24 protein-coding genes and 1 pseudogene are annotated in these 23,710 nt (G+C 68.7%); 14 read left to right on the top strand and 11 right to left on the bottom strand.

All coding sequences use genetic code 11. The annotated features are described in order from the left end of the window. Nucleotides 1-142 precede the first annotated feature (142 nt). From ACPXCB_RS16725 to ACPXCB_RS16705, 5 genes are all read left to right on the top strand, one after another. Nucleotides 143-382 (top strand): hypothetical protein, encoded by a 240-nt coding sequence (locus tag ACPXCB_RS16725; protein ID WP_425876393.1) that lies wholly within the window; start codon nucleotides 143-145, stop codon nucleotides 380-382. Further along, the gene (locus tag ACPXCB_RS16720; protein ID WP_425876391.1) at nucleotides 379-672 is read left to right on the top strand and encodes a hypothetical protein; all 294 of its coding nucleotides are present in this window, start codon (nucleotides 379-381) and stop codon (nucleotides 670-672) included. The genes ACPXCB_RS16725 and ACPXCB_RS16720 overlap by 4 nt, the downstream gene beginning before the upstream one ends. A gap of 197 nt (nucleotides 673-869) precedes the next feature. Next, the gene (locus ACPXCB_RS16715; RefSeq protein ID WP_425876389.1) at nucleotides 870-1,829 is read left to right on the top strand and encodes a bifunctional DNA primase/polymerase; all 960 of its coding nucleotides are present in this window, start codon (nucleotides 870-872) and stop codon (nucleotides 1,827-1,829) included. Beyond that, on the top strand, nucleotides 1,826-3,385 hold the full coding sequence (locus ACPXCB_RS16710) for a hypothetical protein (RefSeq protein WP_425876388.1): 1,560 nt from the start codon (nucleotides 1,826-1,828) through the stop codon (nucleotides 3,383-3,385). Before ACPXCB_RS16715 ends, ACPXCB_RS16710 begins: the two co-directional genes overlap by 4 nt. A gap of 409 nt (nucleotides 3,386-3,794) precedes the next feature. Then, nucleotides 3,795-4,274 carry a DUF488 family protein gene (locus ACPXCB_RS16705; protein ID WP_425876386.1) on the top strand — a complete coding sequence of 160 codons (480 nt, stop codon included), beginning with the start codon at nucleotides 3,795-3,797 and terminating at the stop codon, nucleotides 4,272-4,274. Here ACPXCB_RS16705 and ACPXCB_RS16700 read toward each other — a convergent pair. The 4 genes from ACPXCB_RS16700 to ACPXCB_RS16685 form a co-directional block, all read right to left on the bottom strand. After that, nucleotides 4,240-5,079 (bottom strand): hypothetical protein, encoded by an 840-nt coding sequence (locus ACPXCB_RS16700; protein WP_425876384.1) that lies wholly within the window; start codon nucleotides 5,077-5,079, stop codon nucleotides 4,240-4,242. The two genes, ACPXCB_RS16705 and ACPXCB_RS16700, sit on opposite strands and share 35 nt — an antisense overlap. Nucleotides 5,080-5,434: 355 nt before the next feature. Further along, the gene (locus ACPXCB_RS16695; protein WP_425876381.1) at nucleotides 5,435-6,307 is read right to left on the bottom strand and encodes a bile acid:sodium symporter family protein; all 873 of its coding nucleotides are present in this window, start codon (nucleotides 6,305-6,307) and stop codon (nucleotides 5,435-5,437) included. 23 nt (nucleotides 6,308-6,330) lie between these two features. Continuing rightward, the gene (locus ACPXCB_RS16690; protein ID WP_425876379.1) at nucleotides 6,331-7,749 is read right to left on the bottom strand and encodes a sulfatase family protein; all 1,419 of its coding nucleotides are present in this window, start codon (nucleotides 7,747-7,749) and stop codon (nucleotides 6,331-6,333) included. Between the two features lie 83 nt (nucleotides 7,750-7,832). Next, nucleotides 7,833-8,390: a DUF421 domain-containing protein gene (locus ACPXCB_RS16685; protein ID WP_425876377.1), complete on the bottom strand. Its 558-nt coding sequence runs from the start codon at nucleotides 8,388-8,390 to the stop codon at nucleotides 7,833-7,835. Between the two features lie 402 nt (nucleotides 8,391-8,792). On the opposite strand from ACPXCB_RS16685, the gene ACPXCB_RS16680 reads away from it, so the two are divergent. The 3 genes and pseudogenes from ACPXCB_RS16680 (at nucleotide 8,793) to ACPXCB_RS16670 (ending at nucleotide 11,757) form a co-directional block, all read left to right on the top strand. Continuing rightward, entirely contained in the window at nucleotides 8,793-9,821 is a 1,029-nt protein-coding gene (locus tag ACPXCB_RS16680) for an FUSC family protein (protein ID WP_425876375.1), read from the top strand. Between the two features lie 415 nt (nucleotides 9,822-10,236). Then, nucleotides 10,237-10,746 (top strand): annotated as a pseudogene (locus ACPXCB_RS16675) (M23 family metallopeptidase); the annotation flags it as partial. 618 nt (nucleotides 10,747-11,364) lie between these two features. Beyond that, a complete protein-coding gene (locus tag ACPXCB_RS16670) occupies nucleotides 11,365-11,757 on the top strand; it encodes a hypothetical protein (RefSeq protein WP_425876373.1) in 393 nt (130 codons plus the stop codon). Between the two features lie 106 nt (nucleotides 11,758-11,863). On the opposite strand, the gene ACPXCB_RS16665 is transcribed toward ACPXCB_RS16670, so the two are convergent. Further along, the gene (locus tag ACPXCB_RS16665; protein ID WP_425876371.1) at nucleotides 11,864-12,550 is read right to left on the bottom strand and encodes a TetR/AcrR family transcriptional regulator; all 687 of its coding nucleotides are present in this window, start codon (nucleotides 12,548-12,550) and stop codon (nucleotides 11,864-11,866) included. A gap of 55 nt (nucleotides 12,551-12,605) precedes the next feature. On the opposite strand from ACPXCB_RS16665, the gene ACPXCB_RS16660 reads away from it, so the two are divergent. From ACPXCB_RS16660 to ACPXCB_RS16650, 3 genes are all read left to right on the top strand, one after another. Beyond that, complete coding sequence (locus ACPXCB_RS16660) at nucleotides 12,606-12,899, top strand: hypothetical protein (protein WP_151453554.1); 294 nt, start codon at nucleotides 12,606-12,608, stop codon at nucleotides 12,897-12,899. A gap of 119 nt (nucleotides 12,900-13,018) precedes the next feature. After that, on the top strand, nucleotides 13,019-13,834 hold the full coding sequence (locus ACPXCB_RS16655; protein ID WP_425876369.1) for a class I SAM-dependent methyltransferase: 816 nt from the start codon (nucleotides 13,019-13,021) through the stop codon (nucleotides 13,832-13,834). Continuing rightward, the gene (locus ACPXCB_RS16650; RefSeq protein ID WP_425876368.1) at nucleotides 13,831-14,232 is read left to right on the top strand and encodes a hypothetical protein; all 402 of its coding nucleotides are present in this window, start codon (nucleotides 13,831-13,833) and stop codon (nucleotides 14,230-14,232) included. Before ACPXCB_RS16655 ends, ACPXCB_RS16650 begins: the two co-directional genes overlap by 4 nt. Before the next feature lie 108 nt (nucleotides 14,233-14,340). Here the strand turns inward: ACPXCB_RS16650 and ACPXCB_RS16645 are convergent, their stop codons facing one another. Both ACPXCB_RS16645 and ACPXCB_RS16640 read right to left on the bottom strand, forming a co-directional pair. Next, a complete protein-coding gene (locus ACPXCB_RS16645; protein WP_425876366.1) occupies nucleotides 14,341-15,930 on the bottom strand; it encodes a protein kinase domain-containing protein in 1,590 nt (529 codons plus the stop codon). Nucleotides 15,931-15,950: 20 nt separating this feature from the next. Beyond that, nucleotides 15,951-19,223 (bottom strand): type I restriction endonuclease subunit R, encoded by a 3,273-nt coding sequence (locus tag ACPXCB_RS16640; RefSeq protein WP_425876364.1) that lies wholly within the window; start codon nucleotides 19,221-19,223, stop codon nucleotides 15,951-15,953. A gap of 86 nt (nucleotides 19,224-19,309) precedes the next feature. On the opposite strand from ACPXCB_RS16640, the gene ACPXCB_RS16635 reads away from it, so the two are divergent. Then, nucleotides 19,310-19,660 carry a hypothetical protein gene (locus ACPXCB_RS16635; RefSeq protein WP_425876362.1) on the top strand — a complete coding sequence of 117 codons (351 nt, stop codon included), beginning with the start codon at nucleotides 19,310-19,312 and terminating at the stop codon, nucleotides 19,658-19,660. A 6-nt stretch (nucleotides 19,661-19,666) separates the two neighbouring features. Here ACPXCB_RS16635 and ACPXCB_RS16630 read toward each other — a convergent pair whose 3' ends face one another. Continuing rightward, complete coding sequence (locus tag ACPXCB_RS16630) at nucleotides 19,667-20,905, bottom strand: helix-turn-helix domain-containing protein (RefSeq protein WP_425876360.1); 1,239 nt, start codon at nucleotides 20,903-20,905, stop codon at nucleotides 19,667-19,669. Between the two features lie 355 nt (nucleotides 20,906-21,260). Here ACPXCB_RS16630 and ACPXCB_RS16625 point away from each other — a divergent pair, with 355 nt between their 5' ends. Both ACPXCB_RS16625 and ACPXCB_RS16620 read left to right on the top strand, forming a co-directional pair. Then, nucleotides 21,261-22,109 carry a DUF5753 domain-containing protein gene (locus tag ACPXCB_RS16625; RefSeq protein ID WP_425876358.1) on the top strand — a complete coding sequence of 283 codons (849 nt, stop codon included), beginning with the start codon at nucleotides 21,261-21,263 and terminating at the stop codon, nucleotides 22,107-22,109. After that, nucleotides 22,099-22,287 (top strand): DUF397 domain-containing protein, encoded by a 189-nt coding sequence (locus ACPXCB_RS16620; RefSeq protein WP_425876357.1) that lies wholly within the window; start codon nucleotides 22,099-22,101, stop codon nucleotides 22,285-22,287. The genes ACPXCB_RS16625 and ACPXCB_RS16620 overlap by 11 nt, the downstream gene beginning before the upstream one ends. 81 nt (nucleotides 22,288-22,368) lie before the next feature. On the opposite strand, the gene ACPXCB_RS16615 is transcribed toward ACPXCB_RS16620, so the two are convergent. From ACPXCB_RS16615 to ACPXCB_RS16605, 3 genes are read right to left on the bottom strand one after another with little or no spacing between them, the layout of a single operon-like run. Then, the gene (locus tag ACPXCB_RS16615; protein ID WP_425876355.1) at nucleotides 22,369-22,797 is read right to left on the bottom strand and encodes a hypothetical protein; all 429 of its coding nucleotides are present in this window, start codon (nucleotides 22,795-22,797) and stop codon (nucleotides 22,369-22,371) included. Continuing rightward, nucleotides 22,748-23,452, bottom strand: coding sequence for a hypothetical protein (locus ACPXCB_RS16610; protein ID WP_425876353.1), 705 nt, complete (start codon nucleotides 23,450-23,452; stop codon nucleotides 22,748-22,750). The genes ACPXCB_RS16615 and ACPXCB_RS16610 overlap by 50 nt, the downstream gene beginning before the upstream one ends. Next, a complete protein-coding gene (locus ACPXCB_RS16605) occupies nucleotides 23,449-23,709 on the bottom strand; it encodes a hypothetical protein (RefSeq protein ID WP_425876351.1) in 261 nt (86 codons plus the stop codon). The genes ACPXCB_RS16610 and ACPXCB_RS16605 overlap by 4 nt, the downstream gene beginning before the upstream one ends. Nucleotide 23,710 lies beyond the last annotated feature (1 nt).

Here is a 23,710-nt window from a genome sequence, read left to right as displayed (position 1 = left end):
ACAGCCGCAGGTTGCTAGGTCTAGCGGCACCCCCCGCTAGACCTAGCACCCCCGCTAGCGGCCCACACCAATCCTGGCCAGCGCCCTAGTTCCTAGCGGCGTCAGCCCTCTACGCCCTCGAAACGGCCTGTGGAGGCATTCCGTGACCACCATCCTGCCGCTTGCTAGCCTCGCTGCCCTCGGTTACACAACGTGGTACCTGATCCTGTGCGCGGCGTCGCCGTGGGGACGCTGCCGCCGCTGCCGGGGAGCACGCTCACACCGCACCACCATCGGCACCCGCCGCGACTGCACCCGCTGCGACGGCACCGGCATCCGTGTCCGCGCCGGCCGCCGGCTGCTCGACCACATCCGCGCCGAATACCGCGACGGCCACCCGTGAACCGCTCCACCGGCCACACCGCCTGGTGCGGCAGGGACCACCGCTGCAACCTCGGCGAGCACCGCTCCGACGAAATCGTGGTCAACGTCGCCGGCCACGCCCGCGCCGTCCTCGTGCGGGTACGAACCGCCGCCGGCCGCGAGCACGCCGAAGTACGCGTCCGCGTGGCCCTCGCCCCCGGCGAGTTGGCCGCCCGCCGCCAGTTGGTCGGGCTACTCGGCGACGTGCGCCAGGCCGTGACCCGCGCCGCCGTCGCGGCCCGACCTCGACCGGGGCGGGCCGCGCGGTGACCGCCGGCCGCACGGGGCCGGTGGCCCGGTGCGGTCACTGGATCGGCACCGCCGCCCCCTACTGCCACAGCCCGCACAGCATCCGCCCCTACCTGCAAGGCCCTCGCTGTCCCGCTCGCACGCCCTCAGCGCTCGCCGGGCGGCTGGAGTCGCCCTCTACGCCCCTGTGTCCGCCGTCGACCGAAGGAAGGGATCTCATGCCCGATCCTGGCCTGTTGGCCGCTGCCCTTGCTCACGCCGCGCGCGGATGGCACGTCTTCCCGCTGCGTCCCGATGACAAGCGGCCCGCGTTCCCCGACCACACCGCTGAGAACTGCACCGGCCTTGACCCGCGCTGCCGCGTCGCCGGCCGACACCTCGGCTGGGAAGACCGCGCCACGACCGACCCGCAGCGCATCCGGCGGGCGTGGTCGATGCGCCCCTACGGCGTCGGTATCGCGTGCGGCCCGTCCGGGCTGGCGGTGGTTGACCTGGACGTGCCGAAGACCGCCGACGACACCCCGCCCGCCGATTGGGCCGGTGCGCGTGACGGCCTGGACGTGCTCGCCGCCCTCGCCGGCCGCCACGGCGGCAGCATCGACACCACGTACACCGTGACCACCGGCGGGGGCGGAAGCCACCTGTACTACCGCCACCCGACCGGCGGCCCGCAGCTGCGCAACACCACCGGCGACCGGGGCGGGCTGGGCTGGAAGGTCGACACCCGCGCGCACGGCGGCTACGTCGTCGCCGCCGGCAGCACCGTCGCCGGCCGCCCCTACGCGGTGGCGCTGGACTGCGACCCGGCGCCGCTGCCCGCATGGCTGGCTGGACTGCTCACCCCGACCCCGCGACCGACCTACCGGCCCGCCCCGGTGGTGCTGCCGGCCGATCGGCGCGGCCCCTACGTCGCGGCGGCGATCCGCCGCCAGGTGGCCCACCTCACCGCCGCCCCCGACGGGCAGCGCAACCACGCGCTGTTCGCCTCCGCCGTCGCCCTCGGGCAGCTGGCCGCCGGAGGGGCGCTCACCGACGACGACGTGACCGCCGTCCTGGAACCGGCCGCGCTGTCGATCGGCCTGCGCTCGGGCGAGATAGCCCGCACGATCGCGTCCGGCCTGCGCACCGGGGCACGCAACCCACGCCACCTCACCAACCTCGGAAGGACGGCGGCATGACCACCCGCCTACAGATCGGCTCCGGCCCGGAAACCATCCGCGTACTCAAGGCCGCGCTCGTCGACGGGCTGTTGCCCGACACCTACGTATCGGCCGGGTCGCTGGTGCACATGGAAGCCGTCTCCGGCGGCCTCGCCACCGCCGCCGACGAAGACTCGCCACTGCCGGTGTCAGCGAGCATGGTCAACCCCGCCGGCCTCGCCGGGCTACTCGCCGAACACGCCTACGTCTACCGGCTCAAGACCCGCAAGAGCGACACCGGCGACCCAGAAATGTTCGAAGACGAGGTCACCCCGCCCCGCGACATCCTGTCCTCGGTGCTGGCCGGCAAGACGTGGCCGGGCGTGCCACCACTGCGCGGCATCATCGGCGCCCCGGTTCTGCGCCGCGACGGCACCCTGTTGCAGAAGCCCGGCTACGACCCCGCAACCGGCCTCTACCTCGCCTCCAAAGTGGCGCTGCCACCCGTGCCCGACGAACCAACCCCCGAGCAGGTAGACGAGGCACGTACGTTCCTGCTCGGCCGGTTCCTGCGTGACTTCCCGTGGGCGTCCGCCGCTGACCGGGCCAACTACGTGGCGCTGCTGGCAACGCCGATCCTGCGGCACTTCACCCGATCCCTGACGCCGTTCGCGCTCATCGACGCCACCATGCCGTCAAGCGGGAAGACGATCCTCACGGCCGGGCCGGGAATGCTCTACGGGCAGCGCGTCATGACCTGGGCCTACTCCGATGAAGAACTCCGCAAGAGCATCACCGCGGTTCTCGCCGAGCAGGTCGGCGTGGTCATCTGGGACAACCTCGCCGAGGGCACCGTCATCGACTCCGCCGTGCTCGCCCAGCTCGTCACCTCCGGCGTGTGGTCCGACCGGCAGCTAGGCGCGTCGCGCAACGTCGCCACCGTCAACGACCGGCTATGGATGGCCACCGGCAACAACCTGCAAGTCGGCGGCGACATGGCGAGTCGCACGGTGCGGGTGCACCTCGACCCGAACATGCCCCGCCCCGAACTGCGCGACCAACGAGGGTTCGGCATCCCCCACCTCGACCAATGGATCACCGACCCGGCCAACCAACTCACCGTCCTGTGGCACCTCCTGGTCCTCGTCCTCGACTGGACGCGACGGGGAGCACCACGGGTCACCGGACTGTCGATGCGGCAGTTCACCCCGTGGGCGCAAGCCCTCGGCGGATTCCTCGCCCACCACGGCATCGACGGGTTCCTCACCAACGCCGCCGACATCCGTGAGATCGATGAAGACGAAACGCGCTGGCGCGCGTTCCTCACCTGCTGGCACGACCGCCACGGCGGCCGTGCGATGACCGCCGCCGAACTCCGCCAAGACGCCGAGCCGATGCACCTGGGCAGCGACGTCAACGACCCGTGGGACGGGCAGTTCATCACCACCCACAACGGCCGCCTACCCAACCCCCTGCAACTCGGCCGGCTGCTGACCGGGCAGGCCGGACGCTGGCGCGGCGATCACGTCATCCGCGCCGGCAAGAACGACCGGGGCGACCGGTCCGTGTTCTGGGTCGAACGCCACGAGGGGTAAAACCCGCTGAACCATCTCCGCATCTCCGCAACGCCGCACCAACGGCACTCCACCAGGGGAAACACTCTGCGGAGATCAGAACATCAAGGATCGTCGATCTCCGCATCTCCGCAACCCACTGCGGAGATAACGGCCTCTTGCGGAGATGACCCCTCAACGGCACTCCGCATCTCCGCAAGCATTCGCCCAGCTCACAGCCATGTTTGCGGAGATGCGGAGATGCGGAGATGGTTCAGCCCTCCCGCAACGAACGCCGACCACCGCCACCAGCCCGCACAGGCCAGCCCGCTGAGAGCACTTGAGCCAACCCGTTGCCGTCTGCGGTCGCTTCCGTTCGCAGGTGTGCAGGGTGGCACATTTCTTGGCCGTCCCGATGGTCTTGGCAGACGAGTCATGAAAGGGTGTCCCGATGAGCGTCACCTTAGCTGTGAGTCACCGGATCGGTATCCTGGGTGTCGGCTACGAGGGCCGCTCCATCGATGAGTTCGTGACGGGCCTCGCGGACGTGGGCGTCACGCGCCTAGTCGACGTCCGGATGACGCCGATCTCTCGCAAGCGCGGCTTTAGCAAGTCGGCCCTCAGCCAGGCACTCGCGGCGCAGGGCATCATTTACGAGCATCGCCGGGAGCTTGGTAACCCAAAGGAGAACCGCCCTGGCTTCGGTGGCAACCCCGAAGAGTTGCGCTCCGCGCGGGCGGTGTACGCCTCTCGGCTGCACCACGCTGAGTCGCTGGCGGCGCTCGATGCGCTCGCCGAGACGGCGCAACGTGAGCTGGTAGCGCTGCTCTGTTTCGAGGCGGATGAGAGTCGGTGTCACCGCCAGGTCGTGATGCGCGCACTCGAAGACCGGATGCCTATCGTTTCGGCCAGTACACGCCCAGCACGCTGAAGACGTGCACGCGCTTGGCCTGGTTGCCGACGTAGAAGGCGACGTCGCGGTTCGGCGCGCACATCTCTCCCAGAAACTTGGCCTCCAGAGCTTCCCGTAGCGCAGCGTCCGAGTAGCCAGCGAGCCGGCGTTGCAGCGCTACCAACTCCCAGTCGATGACGTGCTGCTTGTGTCCTTTGCATCCGTGTTCGTGGCAGCGGTAGTGGTACGCCGCCTTGAAGCGGGGCGCCTGTAGCGGGGATCTGCTCCGGCCGCTGAAGAGGTCCGGCTGACTCGCGTAAGCCTCGATCTTGCGTTGCTCGTCATCGTCCCAGCCGGGGTGCGGCGTGACCTTGAGCGCGCGAACTTCCTTGGGGCGCACGAGGGCCAGCGATTGCGCGTCAGCGCGCTCCTGAGCCTCGCGGTTGAGACGACACATCGAATCCTCGACAGCCGGGTCAAGCAACGGCTGTCGCGACCGCCAGCCATCGAGATGGCGCTCCTTGTGGATCCGCTCCATGATCGGCTTCCAACTTTCGCGCCGCTGATCCTGCCGTGCCGGCTTGGCGTCGACGGAGATGATGTCGTACTTCTTGAACGCCTCGTCGCTGTCCAGATGCCGGAAGTTGATCGGGTAGAGGCGAACCCACGTCGGCCGCAGCACGTCCGTTCGCAGCCCCGCTACGCAGACGGTCTCTCCGTACTTCTCTGAGGGGTTTGGTGCCGCCTTCACCGTAATTAGCAGCTGTAGCCGAACGGTGCGGTCGTCGACAGGCTTCGGGTCGGGTCCAGCCTCGCTGGGACCGAAGAGCGACATCTGGGCCACGCGCGCCTCCAGCTTAGGTAGCCGTAGGTAGTCGTGCGATCACACGAAGATTCAGGTTCTCATGGGATCGACGGATCGGCATAGAGGGCGTGGTGCCGCTTGTGGTGCGAAGTGAGGGCGGTTCAAGTGGTTGCAGTGCTGTGGAGTCGCCCCGACTGTGGCTGTAGTTGCAGCTAGTGGGCGCAGTCTCCGTCGCGAGGGCCACTCATAATCCCTCGGTCGCGGGTTCGAGTCCCGCCCGCCCCACCAGGCGAGACGCTGGTCAGCCATGCTGTCGATGACCCGGACACGCCGCATCTAGCCGGGATAACGGCTGAGACAGCCTGGTTACTCACGGCCCGAATGTGAGGGGATTCTACGTACTGCTGCGGCCCTGCGGGGTTGCCGTCAGCTCGCGTCTGCGCAGCACCCCCGCGAGGGGGAAGAGCAGCGCGAAGCCGGCCAGCGACGTCACGATCACCATGACCAGGGTGCCGTTTTCGGTGAAGCTTTGCGTCGCCATTACCGTCGCCGCTGAGATGTTGCGTTGGGCGGTGCCGAGCCCGAGCACTTCGCGGGCGTTGCGGTCCTTGCCGCCGAGCAGGTAGCCGATCACGAAGGCGCCGGCGATGACCAGCAGGGGCGGCACGATCGCGCCTTCGACGAACAGGTCGATGATCGTTGGAATGTTGGCCAGCGTGGTGGCCGCGACGAGTACCACCAGCGCGACGGTGGAGGCGCGGCGGGCCAAGGGTGCCCACCGCCGGGCCCGGTCCGGCCAGCGGCTGTTGACCAGCAGGGCGGCGGCGAGCGGGAGGAGCATGGTCAGAAGCAGCGGTACTGCGAGGGCGATGGCGGAGACCTCGGCCTCGGGCAGCACTCGGGGCACGACTACGGGTGCGTACAGGACGGTGACGGGCAGCAGTAGCACCAGCAGGGTGGCGCTGAGCGCCACCTCGGCCTGGGCCACCGCGGTCAGCTTGATCAAAAACGGTGCGCCAGCCGACATCGCGACTAGGAGTAGCCCGGCCTCCAGTGGTCGGTCGAGCGGCCAGAGCCGGAGGATTCCGAGCGCGAGGAGGGGCACCAGTACGAAGTTGGCCAGCAGTGCCCGCAGCAACGCCCAGATGTCACGTAGCGGTCCGAGGATCTGTTTGATCGAGTGGGCGAAACCGACCGAGAGCATGGAGGTCACGGCAAACACCAGGACCGCCAGGTTCGCCGCAACGGTGAGCAGGTCTCGTAGCATCGTCACACCTCACCCACTCCAGTTCAGTCCGGCTCGCTGGTCTCAGCCGTTGCCGATGGTTCCGGCGCACCGGGGTGACCTGGTGGAAACGGCAGCATCTCTCCTTCGATCCGCTCCCAGGCAGCCCGCAGTTCGTCCAGCAACTCCGGATGCTGGTCGGCGATGTCCGCCTGTTCGCGGCCGTCGACCGTCACGTCGTAGAGCAGGTGGAAGGGGCCCTCGCGGCGTGGCCAGTTGCCGAGCACCGACCGGTCGCGGCGGTCGTAGAGGTACTTGAACCGGCCGCGGCGCAACGCCCCCTGATTCGAGGTACGCCAGAAAAGGTAGTGCTCGGGGAAGTCAGCCCCGTCGATCAGCCACGGCAACAGGCTCACTCCGTCCAGCGGATACTGGCCGTCCGGGGTCGTTCCGCCGGCGTCGATGAGGGTCGCGGTCAGGTCAAGGGTGTCGATGGGGTCATCGCTGACCTGGTCGCCGGGCACGGCAGCCGGCCATCGCAGGATCAGCGGTACGCGGATGCCGCCCTCGGCCAGGTCGCCCTTCTCCCCTACGAGCGGCCAGTTGTTCGACCATCGCTCGCCGCCGTTGTCGGAGGTGAAGACGACGATTGTGTTCTCCGCGCGTCCGGCGTCGGCTAGCGCGGTGAGCACCTTGCCGACGCCGGCGTCCATCTCCTCGATGAGTTCGGCGTACTTTGCCAGGGAGCCACCGTCGGGGTGGATCAACGGGGTGGGCACCGGCTGCTCGCTGAACCTGCGCCGGATTTCCGCGCCGACCTCGCGATCGTCCGGGCCCTCCCAGGGCCAGTGCGGCGCGGTGTAGTTGAGCTGCAGGTAGAACGGGCTTTCCCTGTTTGCGGCGACGAACTCGGCCGCGCGGTCGGAGATCAGCGAGGTGTAGTAGCCGGCCTCCTCCACCGGGGTTTCGCCCTCGTACAGGTCGGCCTCGCCGATCGTGTTGATGTGCTCGAAGTAGTCGATGGCTCCGTCGAAGTTGCCGTAGAAGGTCTGGAAGCCGATGCGCAGCGGGCTGTACCAGGGCAGCCATCCGCAGTGCCACTTGCCGAACATCGCCGTCTGGTAACCGGTGGCCAGCAGCAACGACGACAGGGTCGGCTGGTCGGCGGGAATCCCGTTGCGCTCCGTGTGGGTGGTCAGCGGTTCCTCCAGGCCCGCCGGCAGGCGGGTGGGGTAGCGCCCGGTGTACAGACCGATGCGAGTCGACGAACACCACGGCGAGCACGCGTAGCCGTGGCGGAACCGGATGCCCTCTGCGGCCAGCCGATCGAGGTTGGGCGTGCGGATTCCCGACGCGCCGTAACAGCCCAGATCCGCCCAGCCCAGGTCGTCGGCCAGGATGAACAGGATGTTGGGTGGCTCGCCCGGCCGCCCGCCAGCCGGGCCGCCGACCGGCGTCTTCTTGTCCTCCGCGCCTGTGGCCATGCCCCCCTTTACCTGTTTATCCGGGCATCTAACGTCTCCCGCATCTCACCTTCTTCGGGGGTCGAGCGGCAGAACGGCTCACCTCAGTCCACCGAGATTCTGACAGTCTGGACATTGCCGGCCACGGCGACCTCGAGGACGCGCGCCTCGCCGGAGCGGGGAACCACGCTGATGGTGCCGTCGCGTTCGAGATAGGCCTGCCGTATCCGGGAGAGGTCGGCGTCGCTCCCCGTCTCACGGAGGGCCTCTTCGAGATCCCCCCGGGAGACGTGACTCTTTCGCATCGCCGAGCGGATCATCTGACCGTCCTCGACGAGCAGGACCGGCTTGCCCTTGAAGAGCGGACCGAACAAGTTGATGTGGTAGGAGAGGGTCGCGGCCAGTCGATGCATCATGACGAGCGCGAATCCGGCGAGCCAGATGCCGAGAAGTCCCAGCGTGTTCGTGATGGCGCGGCTCATGACCGAGCCGAACATGATCGCGACGACGAGATCGAAGGCCGTCGCCTTGCCGAACAGCCGTTTGTGTCCCAGTCGGACGATCGCCACCGACACCACGAAGGTCAGGATCGCCCGCAGCGCCATCTGGCCGGGGTTGAGCTCTTCCGCGCCGATGCCCAGCAGTGACTGCAGCAGCCTCATCATCCGACCGTCCAAGATCACTAAATGCCGGCAAGATACGAATAATTCGAGCTTATAAGATGCTACCCCGCAAAGCGGTCGAAATCGGCATCAACTAGCGACTTCAGACAGCCAGAGGCCTCAGGGCGAGAATCAGTTCTCCCCGAACAACCGAACAAGACCGCAGCGTTACCGATGGCCGGCCTCCACGCCAGGAATTCGCCAGCCTTGCGCGGCAGCGCTTACAGCACGGTAGATGCCGCCTGACCGGTGTGACGGGTATCGGTCCGGGTAGTCGGACCCATGTCGTCTCGTGCTTCGCCAACGGAGAATTCAGGTTCACCTGTTGGGCGGCTGCGGTGCCATCTGGCGAAGGCCGGCCGGGTCGCGTCTCGGCGATTCCGAGCGTATCTGATCATCGGCGTGCAGGCCGGGGTCGCGGCGGCACTCGCCTGGGTGGTCGCTCACCAACTGCTGCGCATCGAGGAGCCCACATTCGCCCCAGGCGCCGCGGTGGCGGTGATCGGCGCGTCGCTGGCCAAGCGGGCCCGGCGCACCGTCGAACTGCTTCTGGGCATCGGCGTCGGTATCGCCGCCGGTGACCTGCTGATCGCCCTGATCGGCACCGGGGCGTGGCAGACGGGCGTCATTGTCTTCCTGGCAATCACCGGCGCCGCAGCGGCCCGTGGCACCGGCCTGCTGATGACCCAGGCCGGCGCCACGGCGGTGCTGGTGGCGACGCTTACTCCGGCCAACCCCGACCTGGAGCTTCCTCGGGCGATCAATGCCCTGGTCGGCGGCCTGGTCGGGTTGTTCGTGATGCTGATCTTGGCGCCGCTCAACCCGCTGCGCACCATCCGCCGGGTCGCCGGCTCCGCCTTGGATCTGTTCGCCGGGCAGATGACCGCCTGCGCCGAGGCCCTCGCCAATGGTGACGCTCATCGAGCGGAGATCCTGCTGAAGCAGATGCGTAACTCAGAGACGAAGCTGATGCAGCTTCGCGAGGCGATGTCCGCAGCCGAGGAGGTGGTCCAGTTTTCTCCGCTGCGCTGGCGCCGCCGCCAGACCGTGTACGCCTACCGAGACGGCGTCGAGCACATGGAGCGGGCCTACCGCAACAGCCGGACCCTGGTGCGCCGCGCCGGCACGGCGTTGCGGGACGCCGAACCGGTGCCACCGGACTTGCCAGCCGCTGTCGAGGAGTACGGCACAGCGGTGCGGCTGCTGCACCGCGCGTACCTGGCCGGCGAGGAACCAGTCCAGGCCCGCGAGCGAGTGCTGCGTGCGGTGCGGCTCGCCGGGGAGGCCTGTCGGCACGAGATCGGCTTCTCCGGGACGATCGCGGTCTCCCAACTTCGTATCGTCGCCAACGAACTACTGCGGGCCACCGGGATGCGACGCGATGAGGCACGCCACCTCGTTCGCCGCGCCGCCGCCGGGCAACCAACCTGAACTGCCTGCCCACTGCCGGCACATCAACGCCAACGGAGGGCGAAGACCGACTGCGGCCGTCCGCTGTTCGCCTGGTCATCTCCGACGCTCGCCAGTGCGACAGGGGCATGGCCACGGTGCTCATCCGCCTCGTCGGTGCCGTGCTCGCCGAACAGACTGACGAATGGACCGAAGGCCTCTGCTACGTGGGCCTGTAGCGGCCGAACCCACTCCGTACCGCAACGAGACGGCAACAGGGACGGCAGGAATCCTTCGTCAGGCCTCTGCGTCTCTGGAAGCTATTAACATCCGTCGACGGAACCCTTAGGATCCTCCGAACGTAAGTGCATCGGAAGCCTTCTATAGCCAACCCTCAGGATGAACCGTGCGACCGCTCAGATCCCTCGTCACGCTCGTGGCCGCCCTCGCCACAGCGCTGACCGCCACACTCTTCGTCGCCTCGCCCGCCCAGGCGGCGCCGAACTTCAAGGCGCCGTATCCCTGCGGCCAACGGTGGACGTACAGCCACCACAGCGCCGAGGTGCGCATGGCCCTCGACTTCGTCCGCGCCGACGGTGGTAGCACCGCCGGCGCCCCGGTGCTCGCCTCCGCCGCCGGCACCGCCACCCGCCACTGGCAGTCCGGCGGTGCGGGCAACTACATCGTCATCGACCATGGTGGCGGCTGGAAGACCTACTACTTCCACCTCGCCGCGTTCTCCGTCGGCCACGGGGCGTGGGTGAACACCGGACAGCAGATCGGCACCACCGGCAACACCGGCAACTCCTTCGGCGCGCACATCCACTACGAGCAGCTCTACAACGGCGTCGGCCAGACCATCAGGATCAACGGGGCCGCGCTCGCCTACCCGGGGTCGTACAGCCAGTACTACCTCACCAGCGACAACGGCTGCGGCGGCACCGCGTTCTGGACCTGGGGCTCCGGCGTCCGCGTCCGCAGCGACGCGTACCTGTGGGCGTCGACCGTGACCTCGCTGGCCGGTCCCACCCTCGTCAACGTCACATGCCAAAAGCAGGGCGACACCGTCTACGCCGAGGGCTACGTCAACAGCTGGTGGTCCCGACTGCGGGATCAGAACGGCTTCATCTCCAACATCTTCATCAACCATCCGGCACAACAGCTACCAGGCGTACCTATCTGCTAGCTAGTAGTCATCACGAAGAGACTCGTCTCGGCTGTCAGCCCTCGGAGACGAGGCGGCACCCACGGTCCGCGTCGGAACACTCCGGCGCGGACCGTGCGTCAATTCCGCACCGCGCGGTGGGCCGCTTGCGGTGGCGTTAGCGGCGTGCGCCGCAACCGCTCTGTTCCTCGGTGCTGGCACGGCTAAGGGTGAGTGCACGTCGACGCGGCCTTGGTTGCCGACGGCACACCCATGCAATGTGCGGCGCAGCGCCACCCTGCAGGCGCTGGTCTTCCTCGCCGTACACCCCGACGGAGCCAGCAGCTCGTCGAGGCGACGTGGCCGGGCTTGCCCGCCCACCGGCTCACCGGCCGCCTCTAGTGCGGTGACCGCATACGTTGCCGGCTCTAGCCTCTTGGCATGGTCATGCAAGACCGGCTCGCGATCGTTGACGGCCTGCTCACGCTTCCTTTTCCCGGTAAGAACACGCGGAAGGGCTGCCAGTCCAGCGGGCCTGGCTTCCACGTGTATGTCCCGCAGGCCAGCCGGAGTTTCTGGGATGACCGCAGCGAGGAGATTGTCGAGGCAGCCCAGGCGGAGATCGATACCGCTTTCCAAGCGTTAGCGACCGTGCTGGCGGAACCGATGAACCAGCTTTGCCAGCTCAGTGGTCAGATGTGCGTCTGGCGGTCGCTGGGCGCTGGTCGGTGGGTTGCGCTGGCCGTCGGCCAGGGCGATCCGGAGTTGCCGCTTGAGTTGCTCTTGACGGTCGGTGAGGCCGATCCGTTCTACCCTTTCCAGTTGCTCGCGTGACGAGTGGCTTCCTCCTCGTCACCACCAGAACCGACGGCACCAGGCCGCCATTGAGAGGGCCCGCCGGCAGTCCCGCAGGACAGGGCGGTTCGGCGGGCGGGCGGAATCATCGGGCACCCGAGTTTCGTGAGTTGTACAAACCCAGCGGTAGCGGGTCATCGGCGATGGTGGCGCCGCTGACGGTGTCCACATACCACCGCTGGTACTGCTCCAGCGGCCATCCGCGTTGCCGGACGAGCCAGTCGAAGTTGCGGACGTCCTGGGCCAACCAGAGGATGTCGGCCACCTGTTCGACGTCCAGGTCAGGGCGGAGGGCTCCCGTGCCGACGAGTTCTGCGGCGAACATGGCCATGCCACGGCGGCGCTCTTCGATGTTCTTGCGCCAGATCGCGGCGGCGTCCGGGTCGGCTGTGGCCGCTGCGGCCAACGCGAGCATCACCTGGGCCTGCCGGGCGTTCACCTCGACCAGATGGCGGGCGTAGCGGGCGAGCTTGGCGCGGGGGTCGGCGAGCGCGCGGATCTCGGCGACGAAGGGCCGGTCGGGCAGGGCCACCGGTTCGTCGTCACCGGCCAGGGTGACGTCGACCAGGTGGGAGAGCAGTTGCCGCTTGCTGCCGAACACCGCGTAGAGCGTCTGGACCGCGACGCCGGCTTCCGCGGCGACGGCGGTCAGCGGCGTGGCCGCGTAGCCGGGGTCGACGAACAACCGACCAGCCGCTTCGAGGATCGCCCGCCGGGTCTGTCGGGATTGCTCCTGCCGCCGGGAAGAGTCATAGCGTCTCTTGACAACCACTGGACGAGTGTAGTGCTCTATTGGATAGATACTAACTCTATCGAAAGGGGTGGCCATGCCGTTCGGTGTGTTGCAGGAGATGCCCGGCGTCAGCGAGGCGGAGTACCAGCAGGTGGAGCGACACCTCGGACCGGACCGGCCGCCGGGACTCGTCGCCCATGTCGCCGGTCCGACCGAGGGCGGCTGGCGGATCATCAACATCTGGCAGGACGAAGCCGCGTTCCGTCGGTTCCAGTCCGAACGGCTGGTGCGGGCCGCAGGCTTGGCGGCGCAGGAGGATGGCTTCGACCCGACGAAGGCGGCCAGCTTCCGATCGCTGAGCGTCGACGGCGCCGAGATGCCGTTCTGATGGCCGACACTGCCACCTTGCGGTCCCACAACACCGCTTTCTGGGCGGGAGCGGCAGCTGGCTGGATTCGGCACGCCGATCGGCAGGACGAGATCGGCCGGCCGCTGGGAGCGCCGGCCATGGATCGAATGGCCGCGCGGCCCGCCGAACACATCCTTGATGTGGGCTGCGGGTGCGGTGGCACCACGGCCGAAATCGCCGCGGCGGTCGGCGAGACCGGCGCGGTGGTCGGTGTCGACATCGCCGAGGCGATGGTGACCGCCGCCCGGCAACGGTTCCCCACGGACCGGTACCCGGGCATCCGGTTCCACGCGGCAGACATCGAGACCCTCGATGTCGTGCCGGGGGCACCGTTCGACGCGGCGTACTCGCGAATGGCGCTGATGCTGTTGGCGGATCCGGTCGCCGGCTGCACGACGATCCGGCGGTCCCTGCGCCCGGGAGGGCGCCTCGCCGCGACCGTCTTCCGCGACGGCAGCGTCAACCCATGGTTGTCCGCGGCGTTGCTCGGCGCAGCACCGCACCTCGGGCCGTTACCACCGCTGCCGGTGGGTGACGAGCCCGGTCCGTTCTCCTTCGCCGACCCGGCGCGGCTCGTCCGGGTCCTCACCGTCGCCGGTTTCACCGCCGTCACGATCACGCCGTGTGACGTCGTCATGAATGCTCCAGACGACGCCGATGCGGTGGCCGAATGGCTCATCGAGGTCGGCCCCGCCGGTGCCGCGTACCGGGCGGCTCCGCTGGCTGGGCAGGTTTCGGCCCGGGCGGGCGCGGCCCGGCTGCTCGACCGGTTTCGTGAACCTGGCGTCGGCTACCGACTACCCGCCGGCCTCTGGCTCGTCACCGCGATCGCCGCCGAGGCTGACAAGCCGTCCGCCTCGGCCCGGCCGCCGGTCGCCCACCACCGACAACCATGTCAGGACGAGAACCGATGAGAACGATCCGAATGCTCGCGCCGACCCTCTGTCTCGTGTTCGCCCTGACGGCGTGTGCCGACGCCGGCGCGCCCGAGCCCTCCGGGGCCACGGCGGGCACCCCCGCAGCAGCCGACGCCGCGTCCAGCGCCATCGGATCCGCTCCGGCCGGTGGCGCGACGCCGGTGTCGGCGAAGGAGGTGTGTGCCTACCTGGACGGCCAGTTGCCGACGCTGAGGGGGATCGGCTCCGAGACGGGCACGATGGCCAACCTCACCGTGAACCTCTACTCCTGGTACGAGAAGCAGGGCGCCGTGCCGACCGGCCGTCAGATCGACGACCAGACCCGGCAGGAATGCCCGGCGACCCGGACCGAGGTGCTCGAACTCGCCGGCATGGAGAGCTTCGAGCGGTTGTGATCGCCGCGAGCCGACCTCTGCGCAGAGGTCGGCTACGGGGTGCCGACATGACGCGACCTCCCAGGTCAGCTAAGAGCTGAGCCCTCTTGGCCCGATGTCGTCAGGGGCCTACCGACGCGTACCGCCGGTGCGGCGTAGCCGGGTGAGAAGGCCGGAGATCTCCTGGGTCTCCTCGTGGTCCGGCCCGTAGACCAGCGAGAGGTCCTCGTGCAGTGGCACCAGCTCGGCCACCGCCTGTTCGACGCTGCCCTCGGCGAGCAGCAGCATGCCGATGTTGCGGCGTAGTTCCAGGGCATCGGAGGACACGTCACCCTCGGCGGTGCGGACGTGGGTGAGCACCTGCCGGAACTGGCGCAGCGCGGCGGTGGACTGGCCCAGCTCCGCCCGGCAGTGCGCGGCCTGGCGTAGGCAGGCCAGCGTGTCGTCACCGGTCGGCCCTCCGGTGCGTACGAAAGCCGAGTACAGGGCATCGAACTCCGGCAGGGCTTGGCGGAAGTCACCGCCGATGACGAGGATGGCCGCTCGCCGCTGACGGAGGGCAAGGACCCGGGGACTCTCGACGCCGAGCGCGGCTGCCGCGGGTGCGATGACCTGTTGCAGTGCTTCCGCCGCCTGCGTGTACCGCTCCTCGGCGAGCAGGTCGTTGGAGCGGGACACCGCGCCGTGGATCGCTCCCCGCAGGTCCGTCGCAGGGCCATCGGGGGACGGCTGTGGCGGGATGGGGCGGTCACGCGGATCTGCCGCAGGCAGGGTCTCCGCCCGTGGCCGTGGTGCGTTGGGGCGGCGATATAACAGCGTGGGGTCCGGCACGCCGGTCGGGAAGTGTCCGGCCGCCGGAGGATGGGACCCCGGGGCGGGGAGGAACGGCAGCAACCGGTCGTAGACGTCGTAGGCGTCTCGGGGGCGATGCTCGGGCGCCTTGGCGGTGAGCTGGAGAACGAGCTCTTCCAGGGCTTCCGGTACGTCCGACCGCAGCTTGCGCAGTGGCAGGGGTGGCTCGGAGACGTGCTGCCGCATCAGCTCGAACTCGTTGCCGCCGGCGAAGACGGTCCTGCCGACGAGCAGTTCGTGGAGGACGCAGCCGAGGGCGTACAGGTCGCTCTGTGGAGTGATCCGCGCGCCCTGGATCTGCTCCGGCGGTATGTAGTGGTGCGTGCCGATGACGCCGCCAGTGACGGTGAGGCGGGTGACGTCGGTGCGGAGGATGGCGGCGATGCCGAAGTCGAGCACCTTGACGGCCCCGGTGTCGGACACCAGGACGTTGTCGGGCTTCAGGTCCCGGTGCACGACGGGGATGGCGTGGGCGTGGGAGAGGACCGTGCAGATCTGCGCCGCGACCGCCGCCGCCCAGTCGATGGGCAACGGTCGGAGTGGGTCGACGTAGGCGCGCAGCGAGGTGCCACGCACATACTCCATGACCAGGTAGACCTGGTCGTAGGTGTTGTCGAGCACGGCGTCGTACACCTGGGGGACGCCGTGGTGTTGGATGCGGGCGGTGACGCGCGCCTCGCGGCGGAAGCGCTTGGCGAACTCCTCGGCCTGCTCGGCGGAGGCGATGACGTCGGCGCGGATGAGCTTGACGGCGACCTCGCGGTCGAGGACGGCGTCGTAGCCGCGCCAGACCTGCCCCATACCGCCGGAGTTGATCTCGTCGACCAGCTCGTACCGGCCGGCGATCGGCTCTGCCCGCACTGTCACCTCCGCACGGTAGTGGCTTTTCAGGCGGCGTCGTCCACGACGCCTTCCTGGCGGCGGATCATCTGCCAGGCGGCGCCGCGGGCGCTGCGGTTGAGCGAGCTGCGGAAGTTCTGCTGCTGGTCGAAGTACTTACGGCCCATCTCGGCGGTGGTGTCGAAGTGGTCCATCATCTTGTCCTCGAAGACGGGGTCGAAGACGTGGCCGAAGTTCTCCTCGTCGTTGGCGACGGCGGCCAGCCGCACCTTCGGGTCGGCGAGCGCCTCGTGGAAGGGCTTGATGACGTCCTGCTCGGTGAACTCGGTGCCGTGCTTGGCGTTGAACCGGTCGATGAGTTCCGACAGGAGCGATTTTTCCGCCTCCTTGCCGCCGCCGGAGCCGTCACCGAAGCCCGTCATGTCGGCCGGCCCTTCCGGCAGGAGGCTGACGTCGTGCTCACCGGTCTTCTCCACCCGCAGGTGGCTGAGGTCGACCTCGCCGATGTCCACGCCGCCGTCGTCGCGGCGGGGCAGCCGGTTGAGCAGGTGCCGCCCGTAGAGGTAGAGGCGTTCCAACTCGGCGTCGGCGTAGGGGACGATCCCGGAGAGGAAGCTGTATTTGCGCACGTAGTCGTTCAGGTCGGCGCGGAAGGTCTCGGCCGTGGCCTGGTCTTCTTCGTCGTCGCTGTCGAGCAGCGCGGTGAAGCGGGCGACCGCCGGGTCGAGGTGCCGGTACAGCTCGGCGTGGAGTTTCTCCCACTTCGCCGTGTTGCCGGCGGCCTGCTCGTCGGCGGCCAGCCAGGCCGCCGCGAAGGCGAGCATCTCGTCGTCGACGAGGAGTGCCGCGGACATCACCCTGCTCTGCGCGGTGTAGAGCAGGTTGGGGTCCGAGGGCAGGGTGGCGGCTTCTTCGAAGTACGGGCGGAAGGCTTCCTTGATGTCCTCCGCGTCGTTGACGAAGTCCAGCACCGCCAGGTCGGACTGGCTCTTGCGCTCGGCGGTGCGGTTGAGCCGGGACAGGGTCTGCACGGCGGCGATGCCGGTCAGCGTCTTGTTGACGTACATCGTGGTGAGCAGTGGCTGGTCGAAGCCGGTCTGGTATTTCTCCGCGACCACCAGGATGCGGTATTCGCGCTGCCCGGCGCTGCCGGCCTGGGCGGCCTTGTCGTCGGCGCGCGTGTACGCGAACGCCTTCTCCAACGCGCTTTCCGCCAGGCCGCCGTTCTCCTTCGTCTCGGTGAGCTCCTCCCCGTCGTATTTCAGGGTGCCGGAGAACGCCACCAGGATGCCCGGGTCGGGGTAGCGAAGGTCGCCGAGGTACTTCTTGATCGTGCGGGCCATCTGCACGGCCTGTTGCCTGCCCGCGGTGACCACCATCGCCTTCGCCCGCCCGCCGAGCCTTCCGGCGGTGTGTGTGCGGAAGTGTTCGACGATGACCTGCGCGTGCTGGGCGACGGTCGAGTCGTGGGTGAGCGCGAACCGGGCCAGCAGCGGGTTTGCCTTGGCCCGGTCGACCTTCCGCTCGTCGGGGTTGCCGTTGACGAGCTTCCAGTAGGTGTCGTAGGTGACGTAGTTGCGCAGCGGATCGAGGATGAACTTCTCCTCGATGGCCTGCCGCATCGAGTAGGTGTGGAACGGGTGGAATTTCCCGTCCTCGCCCAGCGTGCCGAAGTCCAGGAGGGTCTTGTGCTTGGGGGTGGCGGTGAATGCGAAGTAGGAGAGGTTGGCGGCCCGGTGCCGCCTGCGCGCCCTGGCCTTCAGCTTGGCCTCGGTGTCGGCCGGCGCGGGAGCACTGGTCGCACCCGGGTCGTCGGAGTCGGCGTCGAGGCCCAGGTCGCGCAGCACCTCCCGGACGGAGCCGGCCGCGTCGCCGGACTGGGAGGAGTGCGCCTCGTCGATGACGATCGCGAAGCGCCGGCCCTGGATCTCGGTGGGGTTGCGCTTGAGGTAGTCCACCAGGGCCGGGAAGGTGTGCAGCGTGACGGTGACGATCTTGCCCGTCTCGCGGGAGAGCGCCCTGGCGAGCTGCTCGGACTTCGAGCCCTGCTTCTCGTCGATGTTCACCACCAGGCCGGCGGTCTGCTCGAAGCTGCCGACCGTCGCGCGCAGTTGGGCGTCGAGGTTCCGCCGGTCGGTGATGATGACGACCTTGTCGAAGACGGGGGAGCCGGGCGTGAGGCCGGCGGCGACCGCCGCCGGGTCCAGTTCGGCCACGTCACGGTGGGCGTGCAGCGACGACAGGCGGTGGCTGAGCCAGGCGATGGTGTTCGACTTGCCCGACCCCGCCGAGGCCATGACCAGGTAGTTGTGGCCCGCGCCGTGCCGCGCCGCGTGCGCCGTCAGCTTCCGCACCGCGTGCCACTGGTGGTAGCGGGGGAAGACCAGAGACTTTCGGGTACGCCCGTCGGCGCCCTTCTCCTTGTGCAGGTGCACGAAGCGTTCCAGCAGGTCGAGCCAGTTGTCCCGCTGCCAGATCTGCTCCCACAGGTAGGAGGTGGCGTACTTTCCGTGCTCCGTGGCCGGCGGGTTGCCCCTGCCGCCGGGACGGCCCGGCCCCGAGGAGCCGGTGTCAAAGGGCAGGAACCGGGTGGGCTTGCCCCGCAGTTGGGTGGTGACGAAGACCCGGTCGGGGTCGACGGCGAAGTTGGCGATCACCCGCCGGGAGAAGAGCAGCTCGGTGGGGTCGCGATCGGTGCGGTACTGCTCCTTGGCGTGCGCGACGCCCGAGCCGGTGAGCGGGTTCTTCAGCTCGGCGGTGGCCACCGGGATCCCGTTGAGGAACAGCGCGAGGTCCAGCCGGTTGCCCCGGTCGGACTGCTTGGTCGCGTACGCCAACTCCCGCACGACGGTGAGCCGGTTGTGGCGGTAGTCGGCGAGGATCGCGTCGGACTCGACAAAGGACGGCTTGAAGTACGCGACCCGGAGCCGTACGCCATGGTCCTTGACGCCCTTGCGGAGCACGTCGAGCAGCCCGTCGGTGGCGATGGCCTGGTCGAGGCGCTTGACGAACCCGCGCTGTGCGGCGGCCTGGTCGTCGCCGTAGAAGGCGATCAGCTCCTTCCACTCGGCGGCCTGGGTGGCGCCGACGAAGGTGAGGAGCTGGGCGGTGTCGAGGCCGAGTTCGGGGCGGTAGTCGGCGTTGTCGCCGGGTTCCCAGCCGTTGGCGAGGAGCGCAGCGACGATCGCGTCCCCGAAAGTCTGTTCGTGGTGGACCGCCATTGCCGCCTCCCGCAACGGGCCCGGGCCTCGGGCCACCGCCCACAGGAGACTACTGAGCAGTGGGCGTACCGCCCAGTTGCGCCGTTCGTCTGTCGGCATCCCGTCGGTTTCCCACCCCCTGAAGCCAGGCCGACGCGCCGTCAACTTTGACCACCGCGCCTGTCGACGGCGGTCATAGTAGGCATATGCGCGAATTGTCCCCTAGCGACCTCGGGCTGCTGCTCTCCGTCTTCGCCCTGCTCCTGGTCCTGTTCGGGATCGACTTCCACCTGTCCAGACGTGCCGTGCAGCAACACCGCCGAGGTGCGTTCTTCGCCAGCATCGTGAGTCTTGTCGGCGAACTCATGACGGCCATCGCTCTCGTGCTGACGTGGGTCGCGATGTGGAGCCCCGCCGCGTGGGCCCGGATCGACAACCTGCTCGTCTTCATCCCGGGCACGATCTCCATGCTCTGTGCGGTGCTCCTCACCGGCGGGAAGGCGCTCGACCGGGTGGTCCGCATTGCAAAGGACTCCGACCCCGACGACGACGGGTAGCGCGGATCAGGGCAACCAGGTCAGGCCGAGGGTGGCGGCGAGGCGGGTCACGTCGGCGGTGGGGGAGCCGGCGCGGAGCACGGCGGTGAGTGCGGTGTGGGCGGCGGGGCGCAGGCGGATCTCGGCGGGGGCGATGGCGTCGGCGGTGACCAGGGCGCGTCCGGCGGCGTGCGGGTCGCCGAGGTCGAGGTGGGTGCGGGTGATGTCGATCAGGTGGGCGGCCCGGTGTTCGGCGGGGAGCAGGTGCCAGGCGTCGTCGCCGGTGGCCCGCCGGTGGGTGGTGACGGCCCGATGATGGTCGCCGAGGTGCATGGCGGTCAGGGCGCGGGCGAGTTCGACGGTGGTGGGGCCGAATCCGACGCCGTCATGGTCGCGGTGGTGGCGTTCGTCGTGGGTGGCGGCGAGGCGGGCCGCGCGTTCGATGAGGTCGGCCGTGGCGGCGGCGTCTCCGGACACGGCGGCGGCGAGGGCGGCTTCGATCAGCAGGGTCCCCGTCAGGGCGGGCCCGCCCGCCGGGCAGTCGGGGGGCCGGGCCAGGTCGAGTTGGTGTACGGCGGTGAGGGCGGCGGTCATCGCCAGTCGGCCCCGCCGCAGGGCCCGGAGCGCCTGCGCGAGGGAGACCGCCGCGAGGCCGGCACGTCGTGGGTCACCGGCGGCTGCGGTCATCGCCCGGTCGGCGGCCAGCCAGGCCAGGTCGGCCTCGCCGAGTTTGACCAGCACCTGGGCGGCGAGCCGGTAGACCCGCACCAGCACCTCGGCGGTGGACGCGTCGCCCGGCTGCGGGTGGCAGGTGTGGCGGCTGTCGCCGAGCAGGTCGGGCAGCATCCGCAGCACCTGGGGGTGGTGACCGTTGCGGTACGCCGTCCACGCGTACCCCGCCTGGTCGTCGAGCTGCCGCACCGACGGCGGCGGCGACTGGCGGTCGTTGCCGGAGCCGGGCATGTCGTAGCGGGCGAGCGCCGCCCGCACCCCCTCCACGGCGCCGCCGCTGTCGGCGGCTCGGGCCCGCTGGACCTTGCCGGCGAGCAGGACGCCCGGGGCGACGCCGAGGGCCCCGGCGACCGTCTCGATCACCGAAAGTCGATCGAGGGTACGTACGCCACGCTCCACCTTGTCCACCCAGCTCTTCGACTTGCGGATCCGGTCGGCGAAGACCTGCTGACTCATGCCCCGACGCGCCCGCAACTGTGCCACCCGCCGCCCGATCGGCAGCTCGTTGCCGTTGCGCCGGCCCGGTCCGGTCACCGCTTCCACTCCGCGGGCCGCATGGCGTCAGTGGATTCCCCGCAGCGCGGACACCACCGTGACTTGACCTTGAACGCGAGCAGCCCGAGCAGGAAACCCGGCATCAGCCCACCGAACACGACTGACAGAACTTCGGAGATCACGAGCACTCTCGCTTTCTGACGAGGCGGAGAGCCGGGACGGTGCCACGGCCGCAGCCCTCGACCGGCCATGCACGCTCTGGGGTTGCTCGGCGGCGTGCTGTAACCAGGCTGGCGCATCAAGTGATGCGAAGCAAGCGTTCTGAGGGATGAGTGTCGGATTCGCATGTGAGTCGAAGCAGCTGATCCCAGGTGCGTTGGGGCAGAATCTGGGCATGCCTCGATTCACGCCCGCGACACCGCGCTCCCGGCGACTCGGCCGGGAGCTACGCAAGCTCCGTGAAGCAAAGGGACTGAAGGGCGAGCAGGTAGCGGAGATCGTCCGCTGCTCGTCGTCACGGATCAGTCGGATCGAGTCCGGCGAGATCAAGCCCCGCGTCGGTGACGTCATGGAGCTGCTGGTCGCGTACAGCATCAAGATTGACGAGGAGCCTGGCACGTCGTTGCTGGAACAGGCGCGTGGCCTGCGTGAGGAAGGCTGGTGGCAGCGCGTCGGCGGCAGGTACGCCACCTACATCGCGTACGAGACCGAGGCCGTCGAACTCAAGAACTTCGAGCCGATGCTGGTGCCCGGTCTGCTCCAGACCGAGCGCTACGCGCGGGAGGTCAACGTCATCGGCCGCGAGAGCGACCCGGACGAGATCGAGCAGCGGGTTGTCGCCCGGATGACCCGACAGGAGGTGCTGCGTCGGCAGCCAACCCCGCTGCGGATGCACGCCATCCTGTCCGAGGCGTCCCTGCGGACGGAGGTCGGCGGCCCGGACGTGCTGCGCGAGCAGCTCGACCACTTGGTGACGCTGAGCCGCCTGCCCAACGTCACGATCCAGGTCCTACGCTTCGAGGCCGGCGCTCACCTGGCGGACAGCAGTGGGTTTGCGCTGCTCAGCTTCGAGCAGGACGAGCCACCGTTGGGCTACATCGAGACCCTGGCCGGCGAGCTGTTCCTTGAGTCGAGCCGTGACCTGGCGCGGTTGTCGGCGGCGTACGACAATCTCAAGATGCTGGCGATGTCACCCGCCGAGTCGATCAAGTTCATCAAGGAGTTGAGCGCGCATGGAGCGTAACGCCTGGCGCAAGTCGAGCCGTTCCGGCAGCAACGGCCAGTGCGTGGAGGTGCGTGACCGGGGCGCTCTGGTGGACGTCCGAGACTCCAAAGCCCTGGCAGTCGGGATGCTGAGCTTCGACCCTGCGGCCTGGAGCGCGTTCGTCAGCGGCATCAAGTCGGCCAGCAGCCGTCCTTGAGCCGCGGCCACGCAGACCGGGAGTTGGCCGAAGCGGTGATTGGGGTTGCTGCGGGATCGTAGCCACCCCGATGCCCGGTGCCTACCGGTGCTCGGCCGCGAGTTGCTCCGCCTCTGCGATGAACTCGTCGAGTTCGGTCGCGGTGAAATTGGCCTGCAGAAGTATCTGTCCGAGCATGAAGAGTTCGGCCCCGAGGGCGGTCTCGGCGGCGATGGTGTCGACCAGTTCCGGTTCGCCGAGGGCAGCCCGGACGAGCCCTTCCATCTCAAGGGTCGGTAGAGAATCTTCCCCCTGATACTGGGTGCGGATCTCGGCGACCCAACGGGCCACGTCGGTCGGGCTGGTGCTGGGATCGAAGCGATGGTTGACCGCGAGGGCGAAGGCGGCCCCGATGACCCGGAGGCCGTTGGCCAAGCCGTGCTGGCCGATCTTCACCACCAGAGCATCGACGGAATCCCAGTCAGCCTTGGCCAGAGCCCGGATCAGTTCGCTGAGCGGTTGTTCGTTCACGTCTGTTGAACCTCGCTATCCATTTGCCGATCACTCCGGTGACCCGATGCGTTGCCACGCCAGCCAGCAGGCCGACCACTACAAGGTTTCCTGCGGCCTCTGCTCCATCTATCTTCGGCTGTGGTGTGGGACCCGGGGCGGGTGGGGTGCTGGTGCCGGCTGAGTGAGTGCCGGAGGGGCCGTTGAGGTCTCGAAGGGCTTTGGCCCACTGTTGAAGTGCATCGGTGGCTGATGATGCTTGCTCCTGCGCCTCGTCGGCCCTTCGCACCGAGCGGTTGAGGAACCCTCGTGTCTTCGCGCGAGCAAGGTCTCGTCGATCGCTGTCGGCCAACAGTTCCTCGCCGGACGGATGCACTGCTTCGGATGTGGCCTGCTGGGGAGCCGAACCGGGGGCGATGGCGTTCAGGTAGGCGGAGACATGCTTGGCGGCCTCGCTGCTCAGCCGCGCAAGCCGGTGAGCCTTGTCGACGCCGGTACGGCTGTGCGTAACCGCCGCACGAAGTTGCGGGTGACCGGTCCCTCTGCTGACTTCCGCATATAGTGCGTTTCCCTGGCCGACGTCCTCTGCGGCGCGTGTTGCTCGCACGGCGAGCCCATCGAGTTGGTTGACGGTTGACCTGAGTTGGGCAACGACCTCGGCGAGCAGGCTGCTCATCCCAGCACTTTCCCGTACTCGGTGCCGCTCTCCTGAGCGGCATCGATGGCCCGGAGGGTTAACTTCACCTCGCGCATCGCGTCGGCGATGGCCTGCCGGGCCTTTTCTGCCTCGGCGCGCCGGCTGTCATGCAGGGTAGCGAGCATGAGCCCGGCGGTGTCGTCCAGGGAGGCACCGATCCCCTCGGTGGTCGTCCTGCCATGGTCGAGCAGCCGGTGCGCTTCCCCGAGGGCTGCCTTGACCTCGCTGATGCTCACG

The sequence above is a fragment of the Micromonospora sp. DT62 genome (assembly GCF_049847285.1).
GTDB lineage: Bacteria > Actinomycetota > Actinomycetes > Mycobacteriales > Micromonosporaceae > Micromonospora > Micromonospora reichwaldensis.
Note: the sequence above shows the minus strand (reverse complement) of the source record. Positions and strands in the feature narration are given on the sequence as shown.